At 65.9% G+C, this 14,486-nt stretch carries 17 protein-coding genes; 7 read left to right on the top strand and 10 right to left on the bottom strand.

The features are described from left to right. The first annotated feature begins 52 nt into the window (after positions 1–52). Positions 53–322: a hypothetical protein gene (locus NKJ34_RS01460; protein ID WP_253736482.1), complete on the top strand. Its 270-nt coding sequence runs from the start codon at positions 53–55 to the stop codon at positions 320–322. Between the two features lie 6 nt (positions 323–328). Here the strand turns inward: NKJ34_RS01460 and rnhB are convergent, their stop codons facing one another. Both rnhB and NKJ34_RS01450 read right to left on the bottom strand, forming a co-directional pair. After that, positions 329–994, bottom strand: a complete 666-nt coding sequence (rnhB, locus tag NKJ34_RS01455; RefSeq protein WP_253736481.1) for a ribonuclease HII — start codon at positions 992–994, stop codon at positions 329–331. A gap of 22 nt (positions 995–1,016) precedes the next feature. Beyond that, positions 1,017–2,297, bottom strand: coding sequence for a tRNA pseudouridine(54/55) synthase Pus10 (locus tag NKJ34_RS01450; RefSeq protein ID WP_253736480.1), 1,281 nt, complete (start codon positions 2,295–2,297; stop codon positions 1,017–1,019). A gap of 141 nt (positions 2,298–2,438) precedes the next feature. On the opposite strand from NKJ34_RS01450, the gene NKJ34_RS01445 reads away from it, so the two are divergent. Further along, positions 2,439–3,575, top strand: a complete 1,137-nt coding sequence (locus tag NKJ34_RS01445; protein ID WP_253736479.1) for a GNAT family N-acetyltransferase — start codon at positions 2,439–2,441, stop codon at positions 3,573–3,575. A 24-nt stretch (positions 3,576–3,599) separates the two neighbouring features. Here NKJ34_RS01445 and NKJ34_RS01440 read toward each other — a convergent pair whose 3' ends face one another. Beyond that, positions 3,600–4,529 carry a polysaccharide deacetylase family protein gene (locus NKJ34_RS01440; protein WP_253736478.1) on the bottom strand — a complete coding sequence of 310 codons (930 nt, stop codon included), beginning with the start codon at positions 4,527–4,529 and terminating at the stop codon, positions 3,600–3,602. A 323-nt stretch (positions 4,530–4,852) separates the two neighbouring features. Between NKJ34_RS01440 and NKJ34_RS01435 the strand changes: the two genes are divergently transcribed. Continuing rightward, complete coding sequence (locus tag NKJ34_RS01435; RefSeq protein ID WP_253736477.1) at positions 4,853–5,875, top strand: hypothetical protein; 1,023 nt, start codon at positions 4,853–4,855, stop codon at positions 5,873–5,875. A 6-nt stretch (positions 5,876–5,881) separates the two neighbouring features. Here the strand turns inward: NKJ34_RS01435 and NKJ34_RS01430 are convergent, their stop codons facing one another. Then, positions 5,882–6,718 carry a hypothetical protein gene (locus tag NKJ34_RS01430; RefSeq protein WP_253736476.1) on the bottom strand — a complete coding sequence of 279 codons (837 nt, stop codon included), beginning with the start codon at positions 6,716–6,718 and terminating at the stop codon, positions 5,882–5,884. 226 nt (positions 6,719–6,944) lie between these two features. Between NKJ34_RS01430 and NKJ34_RS01425 the strand changes: the two genes are divergently transcribed. Genes NKJ34_RS01425 through NKJ34_RS01415 form a run of 3 tightly spaced genes read left to right on the top strand, consistent with a single transcriptional unit; the run spans position 6,945 to position 9,180 of the window. Beyond that, entirely contained in the window at positions 6,945–7,340 is a 396-nt protein-coding gene (locus tag NKJ34_RS01425; RefSeq protein ID WP_253736475.1) for an ArsR/SmtB family transcription factor, read from the top strand. Continuing rightward, entirely contained in the window at positions 7,337–8,374 is a 1,038-nt protein-coding gene (locus NKJ34_RS01420; RefSeq protein WP_253736474.1) for an ABC transporter ATP-binding protein, read from the top strand. The genes NKJ34_RS01425 and NKJ34_RS01420 overlap by 4 nt, the downstream gene beginning before the upstream one ends. Then, entirely contained in the window at positions 8,371–9,180 is an 810-nt protein-coding gene (locus tag NKJ34_RS01415; protein WP_425491742.1) for an ABC transporter permease, read from the top strand. Before NKJ34_RS01420 ends, NKJ34_RS01415 begins: the two co-directional genes overlap by 4 nt. Positions 9,181–9,210: 30 nt before the next feature. Here NKJ34_RS01415 and NKJ34_RS01410 read toward each other — a convergent pair whose 3' ends face one another. The 6 genes from NKJ34_RS01410 to NKJ34_RS01385 all read right to left on the bottom strand — a co-directional run bounded on the left by NKJ34_RS01410 (position 9,211) and on the right by NKJ34_RS01385 (position 13,646). Beyond that, positions 9,211–9,447, bottom strand: coding sequence for a DUF2250 domain-containing protein (locus NKJ34_RS01410; RefSeq protein WP_253736473.1), 237 nt, complete (start codon positions 9,445–9,447; stop codon positions 9,211–9,213). A gap of 111 nt (positions 9,448–9,558) precedes the next feature. Beyond that, the gene (locus NKJ34_RS01405) at positions 9,559–10,302 is read right to left on the bottom strand and encodes a beta-ketoacyl-ACP reductase (protein ID WP_253736472.1); all 744 of its coding nucleotides are present in this window, start codon (positions 10,300–10,302) and stop codon (positions 9,559–9,561) included. A gap of 234 nt (positions 10,303–10,536) precedes the next feature. Then, on the bottom strand, positions 10,537–12,150 hold the full coding sequence (gene phaC, locus NKJ34_RS01400; protein WP_253736471.1) for a class III poly(R)-hydroxyalkanoic acid synthase subunit PhaC: 1,614 nt from the start codon (positions 12,148–12,150) through the stop codon (positions 10,537–10,539). Next, positions 12,147–12,707 (bottom strand): poly(R)-hydroxyalkanoic acid synthase subunit, encoded by a 561-nt coding sequence (locus NKJ34_RS01395; RefSeq protein ID WP_253736470.1) that lies wholly within the window; start codon positions 12,705–12,707, stop codon positions 12,147–12,149. Before NKJ34_RS01395 ends, phaC begins: the two co-directional genes overlap by 4 nt. Positions 12,708–12,727: 20 nt before the next feature. Next, positions 12,728–13,273, bottom strand: a complete 546-nt coding sequence (locus NKJ34_RS01390; RefSeq protein WP_253736469.1) for a hypothetical protein — start codon at positions 13,271–13,273, stop codon at positions 12,728–12,730. Positions 13,274–13,319: 46 nt separating this feature from the next. Continuing rightward, on the bottom strand, positions 13,320–13,646 hold the full coding sequence (locus NKJ34_RS01385) for an AbrB/MazE/SpoVT family DNA-binding domain-containing protein (protein ID WP_253736468.1): 327 nt from the start codon (positions 13,644–13,646) through the stop codon (positions 13,320–13,322). A gap of 194 nt (positions 13,647–13,840) precedes the next feature. Between NKJ34_RS01385 and NKJ34_RS01380 the strand changes: the two genes are divergently transcribed. Next, complete coding sequence (locus NKJ34_RS01380) at positions 13,841–14,467, top strand: MaoC family dehydratase (protein ID WP_253736467.1); 627 nt, start codon at positions 13,841–13,843, stop codon at positions 14,465–14,467. The last annotated feature ends 19 nt before the right edge of the window (positions 14,468–14,486 follow it).

Here is a 14,486-nt window from a genome sequence, read left to right as displayed (position 1 = left end):
TGCGTCTGACGAAACCGACAGGTTTTGTATTCGGTGTGTATACGGTGGGTAGATGGCAACCGACTCACGCGCGGACGAGGCCGCCGGCAGCGTTCGCCGAGCGGTCGGCCCGGTGGTGTCGGCGCTCTCAAAGGCGGTGTTCGGGGTGTGTGCTGTTGCGACCGGCGTGTTGGCCCTGCTCGTGGCGGCCGGCGGCGGGACGGCCGGCTCCGGTACCGCATTCGTGCTGCTGGGGGCAGTGGCCCTGCTGGTCGGCCTCGTCACGATCCGTCGACTGCCGAAACCCGACACCGAGTCGGCCGACGGAGACGAACCGCGATAGCAGCCCTCAGAACTCCCCGAGGGACGTCTGTTCGGCCGCTGCCAGCACGTCCTCGCAGGTCGACCACGACCGGCGGGCACACGCCGGGAGGTCGCCGTGGCGGTCGACGTAGGCCGCGAGGAACTCCCTCGTCGTTCGGTCGCTCGGGTAGCCACTTCCTACCGGTCCACAGTCGGGGTAGTCGGATCCTACTGCGGCCATCCGACGGTCCCGCTCGACTTTGGCCACGATGCTTGCGGCCGCAGCCAGCGGGTGGCTGTCGTCGGCCCCGTGTTCGGCGGTGACTGCGATCTCGACGCCCTCGCTGGCGACGCCCTCACGGACCCGCCGACCGAACCGCGATTCGGAGACGTCGCCGGCGTCGACGATGGCCTCGTCGCCCGGTTCGGCGACGGCCGCGATCGCCCGGACCTGTGCGTCGACGGTCAGGCCGTTCATATCCGTCTCCGGATCGTCGATCTCGTCGACCGTGACGACGCCGAGGCCGATGTCGACGGCCTCGCTGTCCCGTAGCGTCGCCGCCAGCGATTCCCGTTTGGCAGGCGAAAGTCGCTTCGAGTCCGCGACCGCGGTCGGTAGATCGGCCGCCGCTGCGCGGACCGCCGCGGCAGTCATCGGTCCCAACACCGGGCCTTTGCCCGCCTCGTCGACGCCGATCCGAAACGTGGTCATCGTGTTGGTAATCACCGGCTACTTAGAGGAAGTACGCCTCGCGCTCGAACGGTTCGTCGACGCCCTCGACGGCCGTCACGTCGAGATCGGTGACGGTCGCGTCGACGCCGAGCAGTCCGGCAAGACTCGGCTCGGTGCGGCCCTCGTCGCCAGAGACGAGTTCCTTGATGTAGAGGCCGCCCTCGCCGTGGATCTCGACGGTTGCGTGGTTGGGATCGTCGAGTTCGCCGCTGGCGCCGAGCACTTCGCGGGTGCGGGTAAGCCCGGCCCGACGGTGGTCGACACGCTCTGGCGTGTACTGTTCGATCGTTGCGCCGTCGAGTTCCGCGATGGCCGCCTGTAGCTCCTCGCTCGTCACCGCGGCGTCGAACGCGACGGCCGCGCGGTAGGTCTTCGAGGCGTCGAGTTCCTTGACGCGTTCGACCATCTCGTAGTCGGCCAGCCGGAGCCCTTCGACCTCGACTTTCCCCTCGGCGAAGGCGTTGATATCGCCCTCCAACCGCTCGGTGTCGACCGTCCGTCGATAGGGTTCTTCGATCTCGATGACGAACGGCCGACCGGTTCCAAGCATCAGGGCGTCGACGTCCTCCCGGCCCGCGCCGTGGAAGGTCGCCTCGGTGCCGTCCATCACGTCCATGACGACCGGCGCAGTCAGTTGCTCGACGCTCTCGGGATAGAGATACCCCTCGCCGTCGCAGTGGTCGCAGGGTCGACTCCCCTTGCGGCCGCTGCCGTGACACTCCCGGCAGGGCCACTCGGTCTGGGGGATGTCGCGTTCCAGCTTGCGGTAGCGCCCGTAGACGAACGCCGAGTTGAGTTTGGTTTCGACGCGGTCGGCCGTGATGTCGAGGGTGATCTGGACGTCCGGGCGGCCGAAGTCGACTTCGGTCCCGGTCTGCTGGCCGATGCGTTTGCCGACCTCGCGGTTGAAGTTCGATTTGAACAGTTCGCCACGGTCGGCGTCGAGCCCGGCGTCCATCCGGAGCAGTTCGTCGTTCTCCTCGATCAGCGGCGGGGTTTTGGTGCCGACCTGATAGGTCCCGAATTCGGGATCGCCGATGGCGTCGACCGCGCGGTCGGCCCACTCGTCGAACCGGCCGCACTCGCCCTCACAGACCCAGCACTCATCGGGGTCGACCGATTCGTAGGGCTCGTCGTCGTCGAGGGCGACCGCGATCCGGAGGCTCCGGCCGCGGTCGGCGTTCGAGAGGCCGAAACTCCGGTCGGCGAACACGCGGCCGACACAGCTGTCACAGACCGGACCGGCCTCGACGACCGCCCGGGCCTCGGCGAGAACACTCATTGTCCCGTATCAATCCACGGCGGCGATAACTGTCTTGCCCTTTTATTCCGTCCGGCGGCGACTGTCTCCGGTTACCCACCGTCTCCACGATTACGAGACTAACGGCAACATAACAAACCGGACGGTGGCTGCCGTTGGCGTATGGCATCGGTCGACAGCCGAGAAGCACGGACTACCGGGCGCGAGGCGTATCGGATTCGCCGCTACAGGCCGGACGACCGGGCGGCCTTCGATTCGCTCTACGAATCGGTGTTCGGCCGTCCGGCGACCGACGACTGGTTCGCGTGGCGGTTCGTCGAGCCGCCCGCGGTCGACGAGATACCGATCTTCGTCGCGGAAGCCGACGGCGAACTCGTCGGCGCACGCCCCTTCCTCTGCTTTCGGCTCGAAACCGGTAGCCGACGACTACTCGGCGTCCAGACCTGTGATACGATGGTTCACCCCGACCACCGACGCAGGGGGTTGTTCACCCGGATGACCGAGCGGGCCTACGACCACTACGGCTCCCGCGAGGAGCCCGTCGTGCAGTTCAGCGTCCCGAACCAGTACTCCCGGCCGGGCTACCTCAAGCTCGGCTGTGCAGTGGTCGGTCCGTTTGCGCTCTCTCACCGCATCCACCGTCCCGAGTCGCTGGTCGACGACGACCGGCTGGCCCGACTGGCGGGGGCCGGTCGACCGATCCTCCGGCTGTACAACACGGCCCGCCAGCGACTGACCGCACCGACTGGCGGCGACGACATCGGCGTACGCTGCCACGACCGGGTGCCGAGCGAGACCTTCGAGGAGCTCTACGAGACGGCGGTGCCGAACCGGATTCACGCCGTCAGAAGCAGGGCGTTCTACGAGTGGCGGTTCGACAACCCACGCTGGACCTACCGTGCCTACACGGCCCACCGCGGCGGGGAGCCCGTCGCGGGCATCGTCACCGGCACCAAGACCGCGAACGGACGGACACGGATGCAGTTGACCGATGTCGTGCCGCTGGTCGGCGGCCGATACCGGCGGTCGGCGCTGGCGGCGCTGCTTCGTCGGATCCTGTCGGATGCCGGGTTCGTCGACCTCGTGTCGGCCCGCCCAGGTGCGATTCCGGCAGAACTGCTGGCCGCCTTCGGTTTTGCTCCCGACGACCGGTTCCCGCTGTCGCTGGCGACCACGACGACGCTCCTGATTACGAAGCTGATCGACGGCCGCGAGGACGATCGGTGGCTCGTCGACGGCCACGACCTGCAGGACCCGACGAGCTGGCAGTTGGCGCTCGCCGAACACAACACGGCGTAGCCGGCTGTTTCGGAGGGCGTACGCTTAGGCGTACTGTGGTTCGGCGGCGAGTTCGTCGCGGGCGATCTCGCCCATCGTCATCACGTCGACTCGACCGGCCTCGCGTGCGGCGGCGAGATGCTGCCAGATCGCTTCGAGTCGGTCGACGTCCGCCAGCGTCGTGACGTTGTTCGGATGGAGCCACATGTGGAACAGCCGATCGGTAGCTGCGACCCGCTCGATGCCGCCGATCGCCTGCCGAACGATGGGATCGGTGCCGACCAGTTCGGCGACGTTGCGGCCACATCCCTCGAAGCCGAACAGGTACAGCGAGGCGGGGATGGCGACTAGCCCGTGGTCGTCGATACGCGGCCGCACCAGCGGCGGCGAGCCGATCGTCGTCTGCCGGAGTTTCTCCAGTTGGCGTCGCGCCAGCGGCTCCAGCTGCCGGGTCGGCGAGAGATCCCGGTAGCAGCGGTACCCCCGGTCGACCAGCAGCTCGCGGTGGGCGATGTGGTTTCGCGGAAAGACGAACGACGTGGCGTCGACCCCGTAGTCGTCGGTTACCGCCTCGAACTGGGAGAGCTCCGCCCGGACGACGGCGTCGGTGGTCGACTCGACGGTAAAGTCGGGGTGGGAAAACGAGTGGCTGGCGAGTTCGTGGTCGACGTCGGCCGACAACACGTCGTCGACCAGCGACGGGCCGAACCGGAGGGACTGCCGGGTCGACCACTCGGTTCGCTCCCGCTCGAACCGCTCGGCCCCGAGCGGATGCTCGCGGTGGACCCCGTCGCAGTCGTCGAGACAGAGGTGGCCGACGACCGCCCACGTAGTCGGGATCCCGTAGCGATCACACAGCTCACGGAGCTGGTTCCACCCCCACACGGCTCGGTTGAGACGCCCCATCGGTGGCTCTGCAGTGTCGAAAAACCCCCAGCCGAGTTCGGCGTCGACCGAGATACAGACTGTTCCCATCGCCAATGGTGTGACGAGCCAGCGATCTAAATACCGAACTCGGTTGCTCGCTGCAACGGTCCGCTCGCTACTAGTTCACCGGCAGGCGGTCGAGTAAGGCGATTACCACCGACGGCGCAACCGGTCGAAGCAGTAGACCGCGCCGACGGGATCCGCCGAGCGGTGCGGAACTGTCGGCGTAGGTGAATACTAACTACATGCTTTCCGTGGGCTGCGGCAATCGTTATCGGACAACCGCCATTGACATCGACCATCCGGTCGTGCCGGCAGTCGACCGCCGCGCGACCGAGCCCGATCGTCGAGACCGACTCGGGGTCCTGACCGTGCGCGTTCAGTTCCGTATCGACCACCCGTCGCAGGTCGACCGCTCGGTGCACGCGATCACCGCGCTGGTGAGCGACGGCCATCGAGTCGGGATCTGTGTTCGCCACGACGACGCCGTGAGCGCGCGACTCGAAGCGGCCGCGTTCGAGCATACCGTGCTCACGACGTCCCCGCCATCGCCGCTGGGTTCGACTGCCCAACGACTGTTCGGAACGGTTCGGCTGGGTCGATACACCCGGGCGTTCGATCCGAGCGTGATCGTCAGCCAGTCGACGCCAGCAGTGCGGGCCGCACGCCGGCTCACCGGCGCACGGCTGGTCACGTGGAACGAACCGACCACCGCAGACGGAGAGGCCATCTCGGCCGAACTCTACGGGGCGGCCGCTCGATACCACGCCGACTGGTCGTCGCCCGACGAGGCGGTTCGGGAGCACCACAGCGTCGACGAACCGGAGGCGTACACGATTGCCCGGTTCACGGCCAAAGCCAGCCCGTACAACACCCCACAGGAGGGACTCAGTCGGCGAACGAAACAACGGCTGGTCGAGACGCTCGCGACGGTCGGGCGAGTGTACGTCGACAACGTCGACGACCCACATCCGGCACTGGCCGCCAGCCGGATCACGGTGCCACCGCGGGAGACGCCAGATCTCGCCTGCGGTGCGTCGCTGGTGGTCACCGATTCGGCGCGGGTCGCGGTCGGCAGCGCGCTCTGTGGGGCTCCAACCGTCTACGCACACCTCGCGGAGGGCGATCCCGTTCCCGATCCGGTCGACGAACTCGCCGCACGGGACCTCGTTCGCCTCGCCGTCGGGGACGGCGAGGCACGGTCGACCGTCGAGGTGCTGGCGGCCGACACCGACCGCGAGGCAATCTGGGAACGGCGGCTCACGCGGTTTCGGGAGGCGATCGGGGATCCGACCACGGAGCTACTGGAGGCAGTACTGGGGTCGACCGACGACTCTCGGCAGGCGACAGCGGCCACACCACCGGTCGACGAAACCGGGATCGAGCCGACCTGACGGCGGCTACAGCCACGGCTCGATCGATCGGGGCCGGTCCCACTCGGTGTCACTTCCGCAGAGCCGCCGGAGATCCGGATGGTCGGCCAGTCCAGTCGGTTTGCGCCCGGTCGTCGCGACCCGATCACGGAGCCGCTGCCAGCGATCGTGGCGAACGAGCACCAAGGCCGGAACCCGGTCGACGCCCAGCAGTGTGGCGATCGACAGCCGGTTGCGGCCGTCGGCGAACAACAGCTCGCCGTTGCGGCCGATGTCGACCGAAATCTCGTCTTTGATCAGCCGGCCGAGCCGATCGGTCCGCCCGGCCCCCATCGGATCGTCACCGTCGTGGTCGAGCAGTTCGGGCTGGCTCAGATACCCCTCGCGGTCGATCCGGTCGTAGAGCGCGTCGAGCCGTCGACAGCGCTCTTCGAGGGCCACTCGCGAGTCACAGCCCCACGGCGTCCGGCCGAGTTCGATCCCGGCGGCCACGCGCTCGAAAAAGGCCGTTTCGGCCCACGGCACGCCGCCGTCGAAGTGGCTTTTGAACCCCTGAAAGATGTCGGTCTCGGCAAACCGGATGTCCGGCACGTCCCAGTCGCCGCCGACTACCCGGCCGAGTCGCTGGAACTTCGGGCCCTCGAACTCCGCGGCGACGTACTCGATGTCGTCGGGGTCGACCCACAGTAGTTCGTAGGGGTCGATCGGCGCGGCGTGCTGGCGGCGGTGCCGCCACGCGACGGCGTCGAGAATCGCTCGGACGTAGGCCGTGCGGGCGGCCGAAAGCGGGCCTTCGAGCCGCGGGGCGGTGGCGATGACTCGGCGGCCGGTCGACCGGAGGGCCGAATCGATTGCGGAGACCATTGGGAAGCGTGGGGAATACACGGGCTTCGACCGGGTTATGGATTGTTCACGTCGAGTTGAGAGTCACCACGGTCGGCCTGAACGGGACCGTTGTCGCGTACTCCGCGAGCGCGTCGACCGTCACGTAGCGTAGCCCCCGACCGCCGATCGAGACTGTGAGACACAGCCACGCAGGAGCCCGATCACGCAGTATTTAGGTGGCAGACTCATATCGAACGACTACGATATGACTGATTCGACCGCGTCGACGGGTGAGCTGCCAGACTCCCTGTCGCGACTCTACGACGACCCCGAGGCGGAGGCGGCGACCCTCCGCGAGCGGGCGGGCAATCCTGCGGTCGCCGACCGAGTGAGCCGTCTCTGTGGGACGCTCTCGAATCCCCTACGGCTCCGCCTGTTGTGGGCGCTTCGGGACGGCGAGTGTTGTGTCTGTGAGCTGCAGACCGCCGTCGACGCGCCGCAGTCGACGGTCGCCTCGCAGCTTCGCCACCTGACCGATGTCGGACTCGTCACTACCCGGAAGGAGGGCAAGTGGAGCTACTACGGCGTGGCCGACGACGGCGTGTTCGAACTCGTCGACCGCGCGGCCGGCCTCGCCGATCGGACGGAGGTCGACGAATGAGCGGGCCGGCCCTCGAAATCCGGGAGTTGAAAAAGGAGTACGAGGACGTAACGGCCCTCGATGGCGTCTCGCTGACCGTCCCCGAAGGGAGCTTCTTCGGCCTGCTCGGCCCCAACGGGGCGGGCAAGACGACCTTCATCAACATTCTCGTCGGGCTCGTCCGGAAATCCGGCGGGACCGCCCGCGTCTTCGGCCACGACGTCGAAGCGGACTATCAGGAGGCTCGCAACGCCATCGGCCTCGCGCCACAGGAGTTCAACGTCGACCGCTTTTTCCCGATCCGAGAGGTGCTCGAACACAAGGCTGGCTATCACGGGATTCCGGCCCACGAGGCCCGCCAGCGGGCCGACGAGGTGCTCAAACAGGTGGGCATCTACGACAAGCGGGATACGCGCTTCGACTGGCTCTCCGGCGGGATGAAACGGCGCTTTCTGCTGGCGCGGGCACTGATCACCGATCCCGACCTGCTGATCCTCGACGAGCCGAGCGCCGGCGTCGACGTCCAGCTCCGGCGAGACCTGTGGGATCTGGTCACCGAACTCAACGAGCAGGGGACGACAATCCTGCTGACGACCCACTACATCGAGGAGGCCGAACGCCTCTGTGACGAGGTCGCCATCCTTGATTCGGGGTCGGTGCGAGCGGTCGCTACCCCCGAGGAACTCAAAGGCCGTGGGGCCGACCGGATCGTCGTCGAACTCAGGTCGACCCCGACTGAAGTGCCGGCGCTACTGGCCGGCGACGACCGCGTGGAGTCGGTCGACCTCAACGGTCACAAACTCGAAGTCACCGCCCGCGAGGGTGGACTGGTCGCGCCGGAACTGGTCCGCGAACTCGACCGGGCCGGACTGGAGATCGTGGATCTGGAGATCGCTCGGACCTCCCTCGAAGAGATCTTCGTCGAGATGACCCGCACGGCCGAACGCGACGCGACGCCCGACGAGCGGGCGAGCGACGCGGTCGACGAGGACGAACCGGCGGAAGAACAGCCAGTGGCTCCCGATGGCGGCCGGAGCGAGGCGGTCGACCGATGAGCGTCGTCGACCGCATGGCCGCGTCGGCCGGCGTCCCGACCGGGTTTTATACCCTCGTGAAACGGGAGATCCTCCGGTATGTGCGTCGACCGCGAAACACCTTCGTCCCGCCGTTTATCACCAACGTGCTGTACTTCTCGGTGTTCGGCGTCGTCCTCGGCGACCGCGTCGGCGAGATCATCGGCGTCCCCTACATCCTGTTTATCCTGCCCGGCCTCGTGGTGCTGGGGGCGGTCTCCAACGCCTTCGAGAACGCCTCGTTTTCGATCTTCCACGGCCGGTGGAACGAGTACATCGACGAGACGCTGACCTCGCCGCTGTCGTATGCGGGGATGGTCTGGGCCTACCTGCTGTCGTCGGCGTTGCGCGGCGTGCTGGTCGGGACGCTCATCTCCGTGCTCGGGGTGGTGATCATCGGCGGGCTCTACCAGTCGGTCCCGGTCGCCCAGCCGCTGTTCCTCGTCGCGTTCATGCTCGTGATCACGCTGCTGTTTGCGAGCCTCGGCATCGTCGGCGGACTGGTCGCCGAGGACTTCGACGACCTGACGATGATGAACCAGTTCCTGTTGCGGCCGCTGGTGTTTTTCGGAGCCGTCTTCTACTCGCTGGGTGATCTGCCGCCGCTGCTCCGGGACATTTCCTTGTTGAACCCGATGGTGTACATGGTCAACGGCGTCCGCTACGGCTTTCTGGGTGTCGCGGAGGTCGACCCCCTGACCTCGCTGGCGGTGTTGTCTGGCGGGGCCGCCGTCGTGGTGGGGCTCGACATCGCGCTGTTCAAGCGGGGCTACGGGCTGACCGATTGAAACGGGGGCCCGTGCCGTCTCGACCGGCGGCTACCGGGCGACCGAGCGGCCGTACGCGGTGAGGCGGTAGATGACCTCGCCGCTGACCGGTTCGAGCAGGCCGGCGGCTTCGAGAACGAGACAGCGGCGTTCGACCAGCGGGACGTGGAGCCCGGTGTTCGAGGCGATCAGTGCTGGGTAGTCCGCACCCGAGACCGCGAGGTATGCTAAAATACGTCTATCGGCCGGCGTGAGCGTGAGATCGCCGTCCGAGGTCCCACTAGACATTCCTTCTCATGGAAGGCCGTCCGCTTATAAGAACCTACCGAGTCGACATCTGTCCGATCGGTCGGACTGACCGACGGTCGACCGGTCGGGCCGAAGCCGGGGGCGCGGGGGCTACCACTCCATGCCGCCGTTGACTCCGAGGATCTGGCCGGTCATGTAGTCGGCGTCGGGGCCGGCGAGGAACCGGACGATGCCGGTGATGTCCTCGACCTCGGCGAACCGGTCCAGCGGGATCCGGTTACGGATCTTCTCGCGGACGCGCTCGGGGACGTCGGCGAGCATATCGGTCTCGACGAACCCCGGCGAGACGCAGTTGGCGGTCGTCCCCGTCGAGGCGAGTTCGAGGGCGATCGTTCGCGTGAAGCCGAACAGGCCGCTTTTGGCCGCCGCGTAGTTGGCCTGTCCGTAGTTGCCCTGCTGGCCGACGACGCTGGAGATGTTGATCAGCCGGCCGTGGTCGGCCGCCCGGAGGTCGTCGTAGAAGGCGTCGGTGCAGTTGTAGACGCCGCCGAGGTTGACCTCCATCACCGCATCCCAGTCCTCGCGGGTCATCTCGTCGAACCGCTTGTCGACCGTGATGCCGGCGTTGTTGATCAGGACGTCGGCGGGCCCGAAGGCGTTCCGAACCCGGTCGGCCATCGCGTCGACCGCCTCGCCGTCGGTGACGTCGGCCTGAACGGCGATGGCAGTGCCGCCGTCGGCCTCGATGGCGTCGACGACATCGTAGGCCTCGCCTTCCGACGAGCGGTAGTTGACGACGACGTTCGCGCCGTGGCTGCCGAGTTCGGTTGCGATTCCTCTGCCGATACCGCGTGACGAGCCGGTCACAACACACGTCTGAGAGTCTAGGTTCATATTGCGGGGATCGAGCGGTTACACTGGGTGTGAGAAACGCCCCTGTCTCGACGAGCTGTCGGCTCGGTGGCTGTCGAACTGGGGGCGATCGGTGGAGGGAGTAGTGGGGACACACCGTGTCGACCGCTTGTCTACTGGTGTGTCGAATCCGCCATTAAGTCTTGTTACAGTAGCCAGTACGGTCAATTCGAGCAGAAACAGATCGTGACAGACCGGACCCAACTACGCGCCCACTCAGGAACCGTGGTTCCCGGCGTTTTCGATCCACTCGGCTGCGCGGTCGACCGAGACACCGACGTCGTCGGCCAGCCGTTCGGCGTCAGCGTCGACGAGAGCGTCGATGCTCTCGACGCCCGCCTCGCGGAGCTGTTCGGCGTAGTGGGGACCGATTCCGTACACCGACTCCAGCGGCTCGGTCTCCTTGGTAAACGTCGGCTCTCGGTGCTCGTCGTCGGGTTCCGCGGGTGACTCCGTGTCGGTCACGTCGCTTTCGGCCTCGTGATCCTCGTCACGCTCGACGTCTTCGGCGTCGTCGCTCTCGGCGACCTCCTCGTCGCCGTACTCGCTGTCGAGGTCTTCATCGCCGTACTCGCCATCGACCTCCTCGTCGCCGTACTCGCTGTCGAGGTCTTCGTCGCCATACGCTGCCTCGGTGTCGACGTCGCTGTCGTCGATCTCGCGGGCGTCGGCCTCGCTGGCCGTCGTCGTCTCGTCGGCTTCGGCTTCGTCCTCGGGTTCGTCGCTGTCGGCTTCCGGCTGGGACCGCTCGGCGAACCACGCGGCGACGTTCGGCCACAGTTCGTCGTGGGATGTCGAGGAGACCGATAGCCCGATGTGGCCCGACCGTGCCTCGAAAGTGGTCACGTTGCCGGGCACCAGCTCGTTGAATCCCGTACTCGACTCCGGGGGAATCAGGTGGTCGTAGTGGCCGATCACCTGCACGATCGGCAGGTCGATGTTACCGAGGTCGACGTGGTCGTCGCCGAGGTAGTACTCATTGCGCGCGAGTTTGTTGTCCTGGTAGATGTCCTCGATGAACTCCGTGTAGGTCTCGCCCGCGACGTCGATCCCCTCGTCGAGCCACCGCTCCATCCGAGCGAAGTTCTCGACGAACTCGTCGTCCTCGACGTTCTCGTAGAGCCGGAGGTACTTGCTCACGTAGTTCGAGACCGGGTCCATCAGCGCGAAGCCGATATCGAGGAAGTCCGCCGGGATGTTGCCGAAGGTGTCGGCGACCTGTTCGGCGTCGTAATACGCCTCGTCGCCCCAGAGTTCGAGGACGCCACCGGTGTCGTCGAAACAGAGCCCGGCGGCCATCAGTCCCAAATTCCTGACCTTCTCGGGGAACAAGGCGGCGTACATGACGCTCATCGTCCCGCCCATGCAGTAGCCCAAGAGGTTGATCGACTCCTGATCGGAGCGCTCGGCGACGACGTCGACGCAGTTGTCGGTGTACCGCCGCACGTAGTCCTCGATGGTGAGGCTCGCATCCAGCCGGGAGGGTTCGCCCCAGTCGATGAGGTAGACGTCGAAGCCGCCCTCCAGAAGTCGACGGATCACGCTGCGGTCGGGCTGGAGGTCGAGGATGTAGGGTTTGTTGATAAGCGCGTAGACGATGAGGATCGGGACGTCCTGTCGGGTCTCGGGCTCGATGCCCGCCATCTCGGGAGTGTAGTGGAGCAGTTCGAGCTTGTTCTCCTCGTAGACGACCTCGTTGGGCGTCAGTCCGACCTCGATGTCGGCGACGCGGTCGACCTGTTCGGCAAGCTTTGGGACCTTCTCGAAGTACTCCGCGGCGGCATCGAAGCCGCGCTGCTGGGCGTCGACGGTGGCGGTAAAGGGGTTCATGAGTCGTCGTGGTCGAGGCGTTCGAGCACCTGATCGAGTTTCCGTTCGACGGCCTGCTGTCGGCGTTCGAGTTCGACCAGCCGCTCGCCGACCTCCGCGATGTCGTCGTCGGTGGCGAAGCCGAACGAGTGGAGCGTCTCCCGATTGAGCTCGTCGAGCTGTTCGCTCGCTTCGAGCATATCGCCGACCGTCTGGCCCGTCGCCGCGGCGAACGCGCCGGTTCCCATCACCTCTTTGAATGCGTCGTTGGCCGCGTTGAGCCAGACGTCACGGAACGACTCCAGCACGACGTCCTCGCCGCGGAGCGACTCGTCGACCAGTTCGTACTGGGCGTCGGCGGCCTCCATCCAGACCTCGTAGGCCCGGCTGACCCCCTGCATCCCGTCGACGGTCGTCTCGTCGAGACCGCTGTCGGCGAGCGACTCGCGCCACGAGTCGAGAAACTCCGACTGCATCCGCATGTTCTGCTCGAAGGCCTCGACGAACGAGCGGTTCATCTCCTCGGCGTACTCGCTCCACTGTTCACCGGCTGCTGTCGACTGATTAGTATCGGACATCGGAGGGCTCTGCTGGCTGTTTAGGCCGTCTCTTCGTCGTCGATGTCGACGTCCATTCGGGTCGTCCCGATGTCGCCGCCGTAGCCGACGCCTTCGCCGACCTCCGACTCCATGTCTTCGAGCGACTCGACGACGGCGTTGACCGACTCCTCGGTCATCGAGGTCGACTGGTCGACGAACTCGGCGTAATTGTCGGCGTTCTCCTCGAGCTGCCCCTCGATCGACTCCCACGTCTGGTCGCTGATCTCGTCTACGGCCTCGAACTGGTCGTCGACCGCCTGATGGAGGCTCTCGAAGGCCTCGTGCTGACGCTCGCTGGCGTCGTGTTCGTCCTCGCCGACCATCGGCTGGTCGCTGGGGACGCTCGCTTCCATCATCTCTACCATCCCTTTGGCGAGGCTGCGGCTGGCTTCGAGGCCCGTCTTCTGGACAGACCGCTGGGACTCGATCGCGTCCTTCCACATGCGGGGCAGCTGCCGCTGGGCGTTCATGCTCTGGGAGAGCATCTGCTGGCCCTGTTTGATCGACTGCCGCTGCATTGCGATCATCGATGCCATCGGGTTCATACGCGGGGACTGGTTGGTATTACTCATTGGAATCACTGAGATCGTGTTACTGATCGGAACCGCTGGAGGACTGCGGTACTGGAATGACGAACGTCTGGACGATATCTCCCTCGTCGATACCCAGCACTTCGCGTTCGGTGTCGGGGATACTGATACGACCACCGCTCTGCACACGCGTTTTGAACATCGCCATCTCGGTTCCGAGCGAGGTCAACCCCGCCGGATCGAGCGTCGACTGACTGCTGTCTCGTCGCCCCGACAGGAGTTCGGTGAACGCCTGCATTTGCTGGGTGGTCATCTCTTGGCTCGCCTCCTGCAGTTGTGTCGCAAACTGCATCGGCGACCACGCCATCTCGTCCGGACTGTTCGTCATCTCGACTACAACTTCGGCCGACTCCTACTTAATCCTTGTCGCCAAATACCAACTCGTACCATCTGATGGCAACAAATGGTAAATGACGGAACACCGTACAACAGGTCGACTGATGTTGATGGCGACCGTCGACAGGAGGGTGGTGACCGAAACGGATAAGAACGGTACCCACTGAGTTCCGAATATCATCAATTATGAATGGTGAAGAATCAACTGCAGGGATCGAGGCAGTACCGTACAACATGGCCGATGCGTGGGTTCGGGCGACCGGCCATCTGGTCCGGAGTGCCGTCGAGGTCAACCGCGCAGCGCTGGCGGCCTACGGCTTTAGCGACACCGACCGAACCAGCGGCGGGCCGTCGGTCGCCTACGCCCGTCCCGAGTGGGAACTCACCCGTGAGGCCGACGCGGAAGACGAGCTGACGGTCGGTGACCGGATCACGTTTACGAAAACGCTTACGGACGAGGACGTGGCCGCCTTCGCCGAGGTTTCGGGAGACACCAACCGGCTCCACCTCGAAAGCGAGTTCGCCGAGGAGAGCCGGTTCGGCGACCGGATCGCCCACGGAACCCTCGTCTCGGGGCTGATCAGCGCCGCCCTCGCGCGGCTCCCCGGTCTGACGATCTATCTCTCACAGGATATGACGTTCCTCGCTCCGGCCTACATCGGCGACCGACTGACCGCGACCGTCGAGGTCGTCGACGACCTCGAAGACGACAAATACATCCTGTCGACGAACGTCCGTAACGAATCCGACAAGCAACTGATCAAAGGCGAGGCAGTCGTACTGATCGATCCGGTGCCCGAACCCGTCGAGTAGGAACGGACCGTCTTTTCTT

The organism is Halohasta salina (assembly GCF_024178165.1).
Lineage (GTDB): Archaea > Halobacteriota > Halobacteria > Halobacteriales > Haloferacaceae > Halohasta > Halohasta salina.
Note: the sequence above shows the minus strand (reverse complement) of the source record. Positions and strands in the feature narration are given on the sequence as shown.

Bases quoted from the DNA above. Each gene is read 5' to 3' on its own strand.
- NKJ34_RS01385 (WP_253736468.1), bottom strand. From the start codon at position 13,646: ATGACGAACAGTCCGGACGAGATGGCGTGGTCGCCGATGCAGTTTGCG.
- rnhB (WP_253736481.1), bottom strand. From the start codon at position 994: ATGACCACGTTTCGGATCGGCGTCGACGAGGCGGGCAAAGGCCCGGTG.
- NKJ34_RS01425 (WP_253736475.1), top strand. From the start codon at position 6,945: ATGACTGATTCGACCGCGTCGACGGGTGAGCTGCCAGACTCCCTGTCG.
- NKJ34_RS01445 (WP_253736479.1), top strand. From the start codon at position 2,439: ATGGCATCGGTCGACAGCCGAGAAGCACGGACTACCGGGCGCGAGGCG.
- NKJ34_RS01405 (WP_253736472.1), bottom strand. From the start codon at position 10,302: ATGAACCTAGACTCTCAGACGTGTGTTGTGACCGGCTCGTCACGCGGT.
- NKJ34_RS01420 (WP_253736474.1), top strand. From the start codon at position 7,337: ATGAGCGGGCCGGCCCTCGAAATCCGGGAGTTGAAAAAGGAGTACGAG.
- phaC (WP_253736471.1), bottom strand. From the start codon at position 12,150: ATGAACCCCTTTACCGCCACCGTCGACGCCCAGCAGCGCGGCTTCGAT.
- NKJ34_RS01380 (WP_253736467.1), top strand. From the start codon at position 13,841: ATGAATGGTGAAGAATCAACTGCAGGGATCGAGGCAGTACCGTACAAC.
- NKJ34_RS01440 (WP_253736478.1), bottom strand. From the start codon at position 4,529: ATGGGAACAGTCTGTATCTCGGTCGACGCCGAACTCGGCTGGGGGTTT.
- NKJ34_RS01395 (WP_253736470.1), bottom strand. From the start codon at position 12,707: ATGTCCGATACTAATCAGTCGACAGCAGCCGGTGAACAGTGGAGCGAG.
- NKJ34_RS01410 (WP_253736473.1), bottom strand. From the start codon at position 9,447: ATGTCTAGTGGGACCTCGGACGGCGATCTCACGCTCACGCCGGCCGAT.
- NKJ34_RS01390 (WP_253736469.1), bottom strand. From the start codon at position 13,273: ATGAACCCGATGGCATCGATGATCGCAATGCAGCGGCAGTCGATCAAA.
- NKJ34_RS01415 (WP_425491742.1), top strand. From the start codon at position 8,371: ATGAGCGTCGTCGACCGCATGGCCGCGTCGGCCGGCGTCCCGACCGGG.
- NKJ34_RS01450 (WP_253736480.1), bottom strand. From the start codon at position 2,297: ATGAGTGTTCTCGCCGAGGCCCGGGCGGTCGTCGAGGCCGGTCCGGTC.
- NKJ34_RS01430 (WP_253736476.1), bottom strand. From the start codon at position 6,718: ATGGTCTCCGCAATCGATTCGGCCCTCCGGTCGACCGGCCGCCGAGTC.
- NKJ34_RS01460 (WP_253736482.1), top strand. From the start codon at position 53: ATGGCAACCGACTCACGCGCGGACGAGGCCGCCGGCAGCGTTCGCCGA.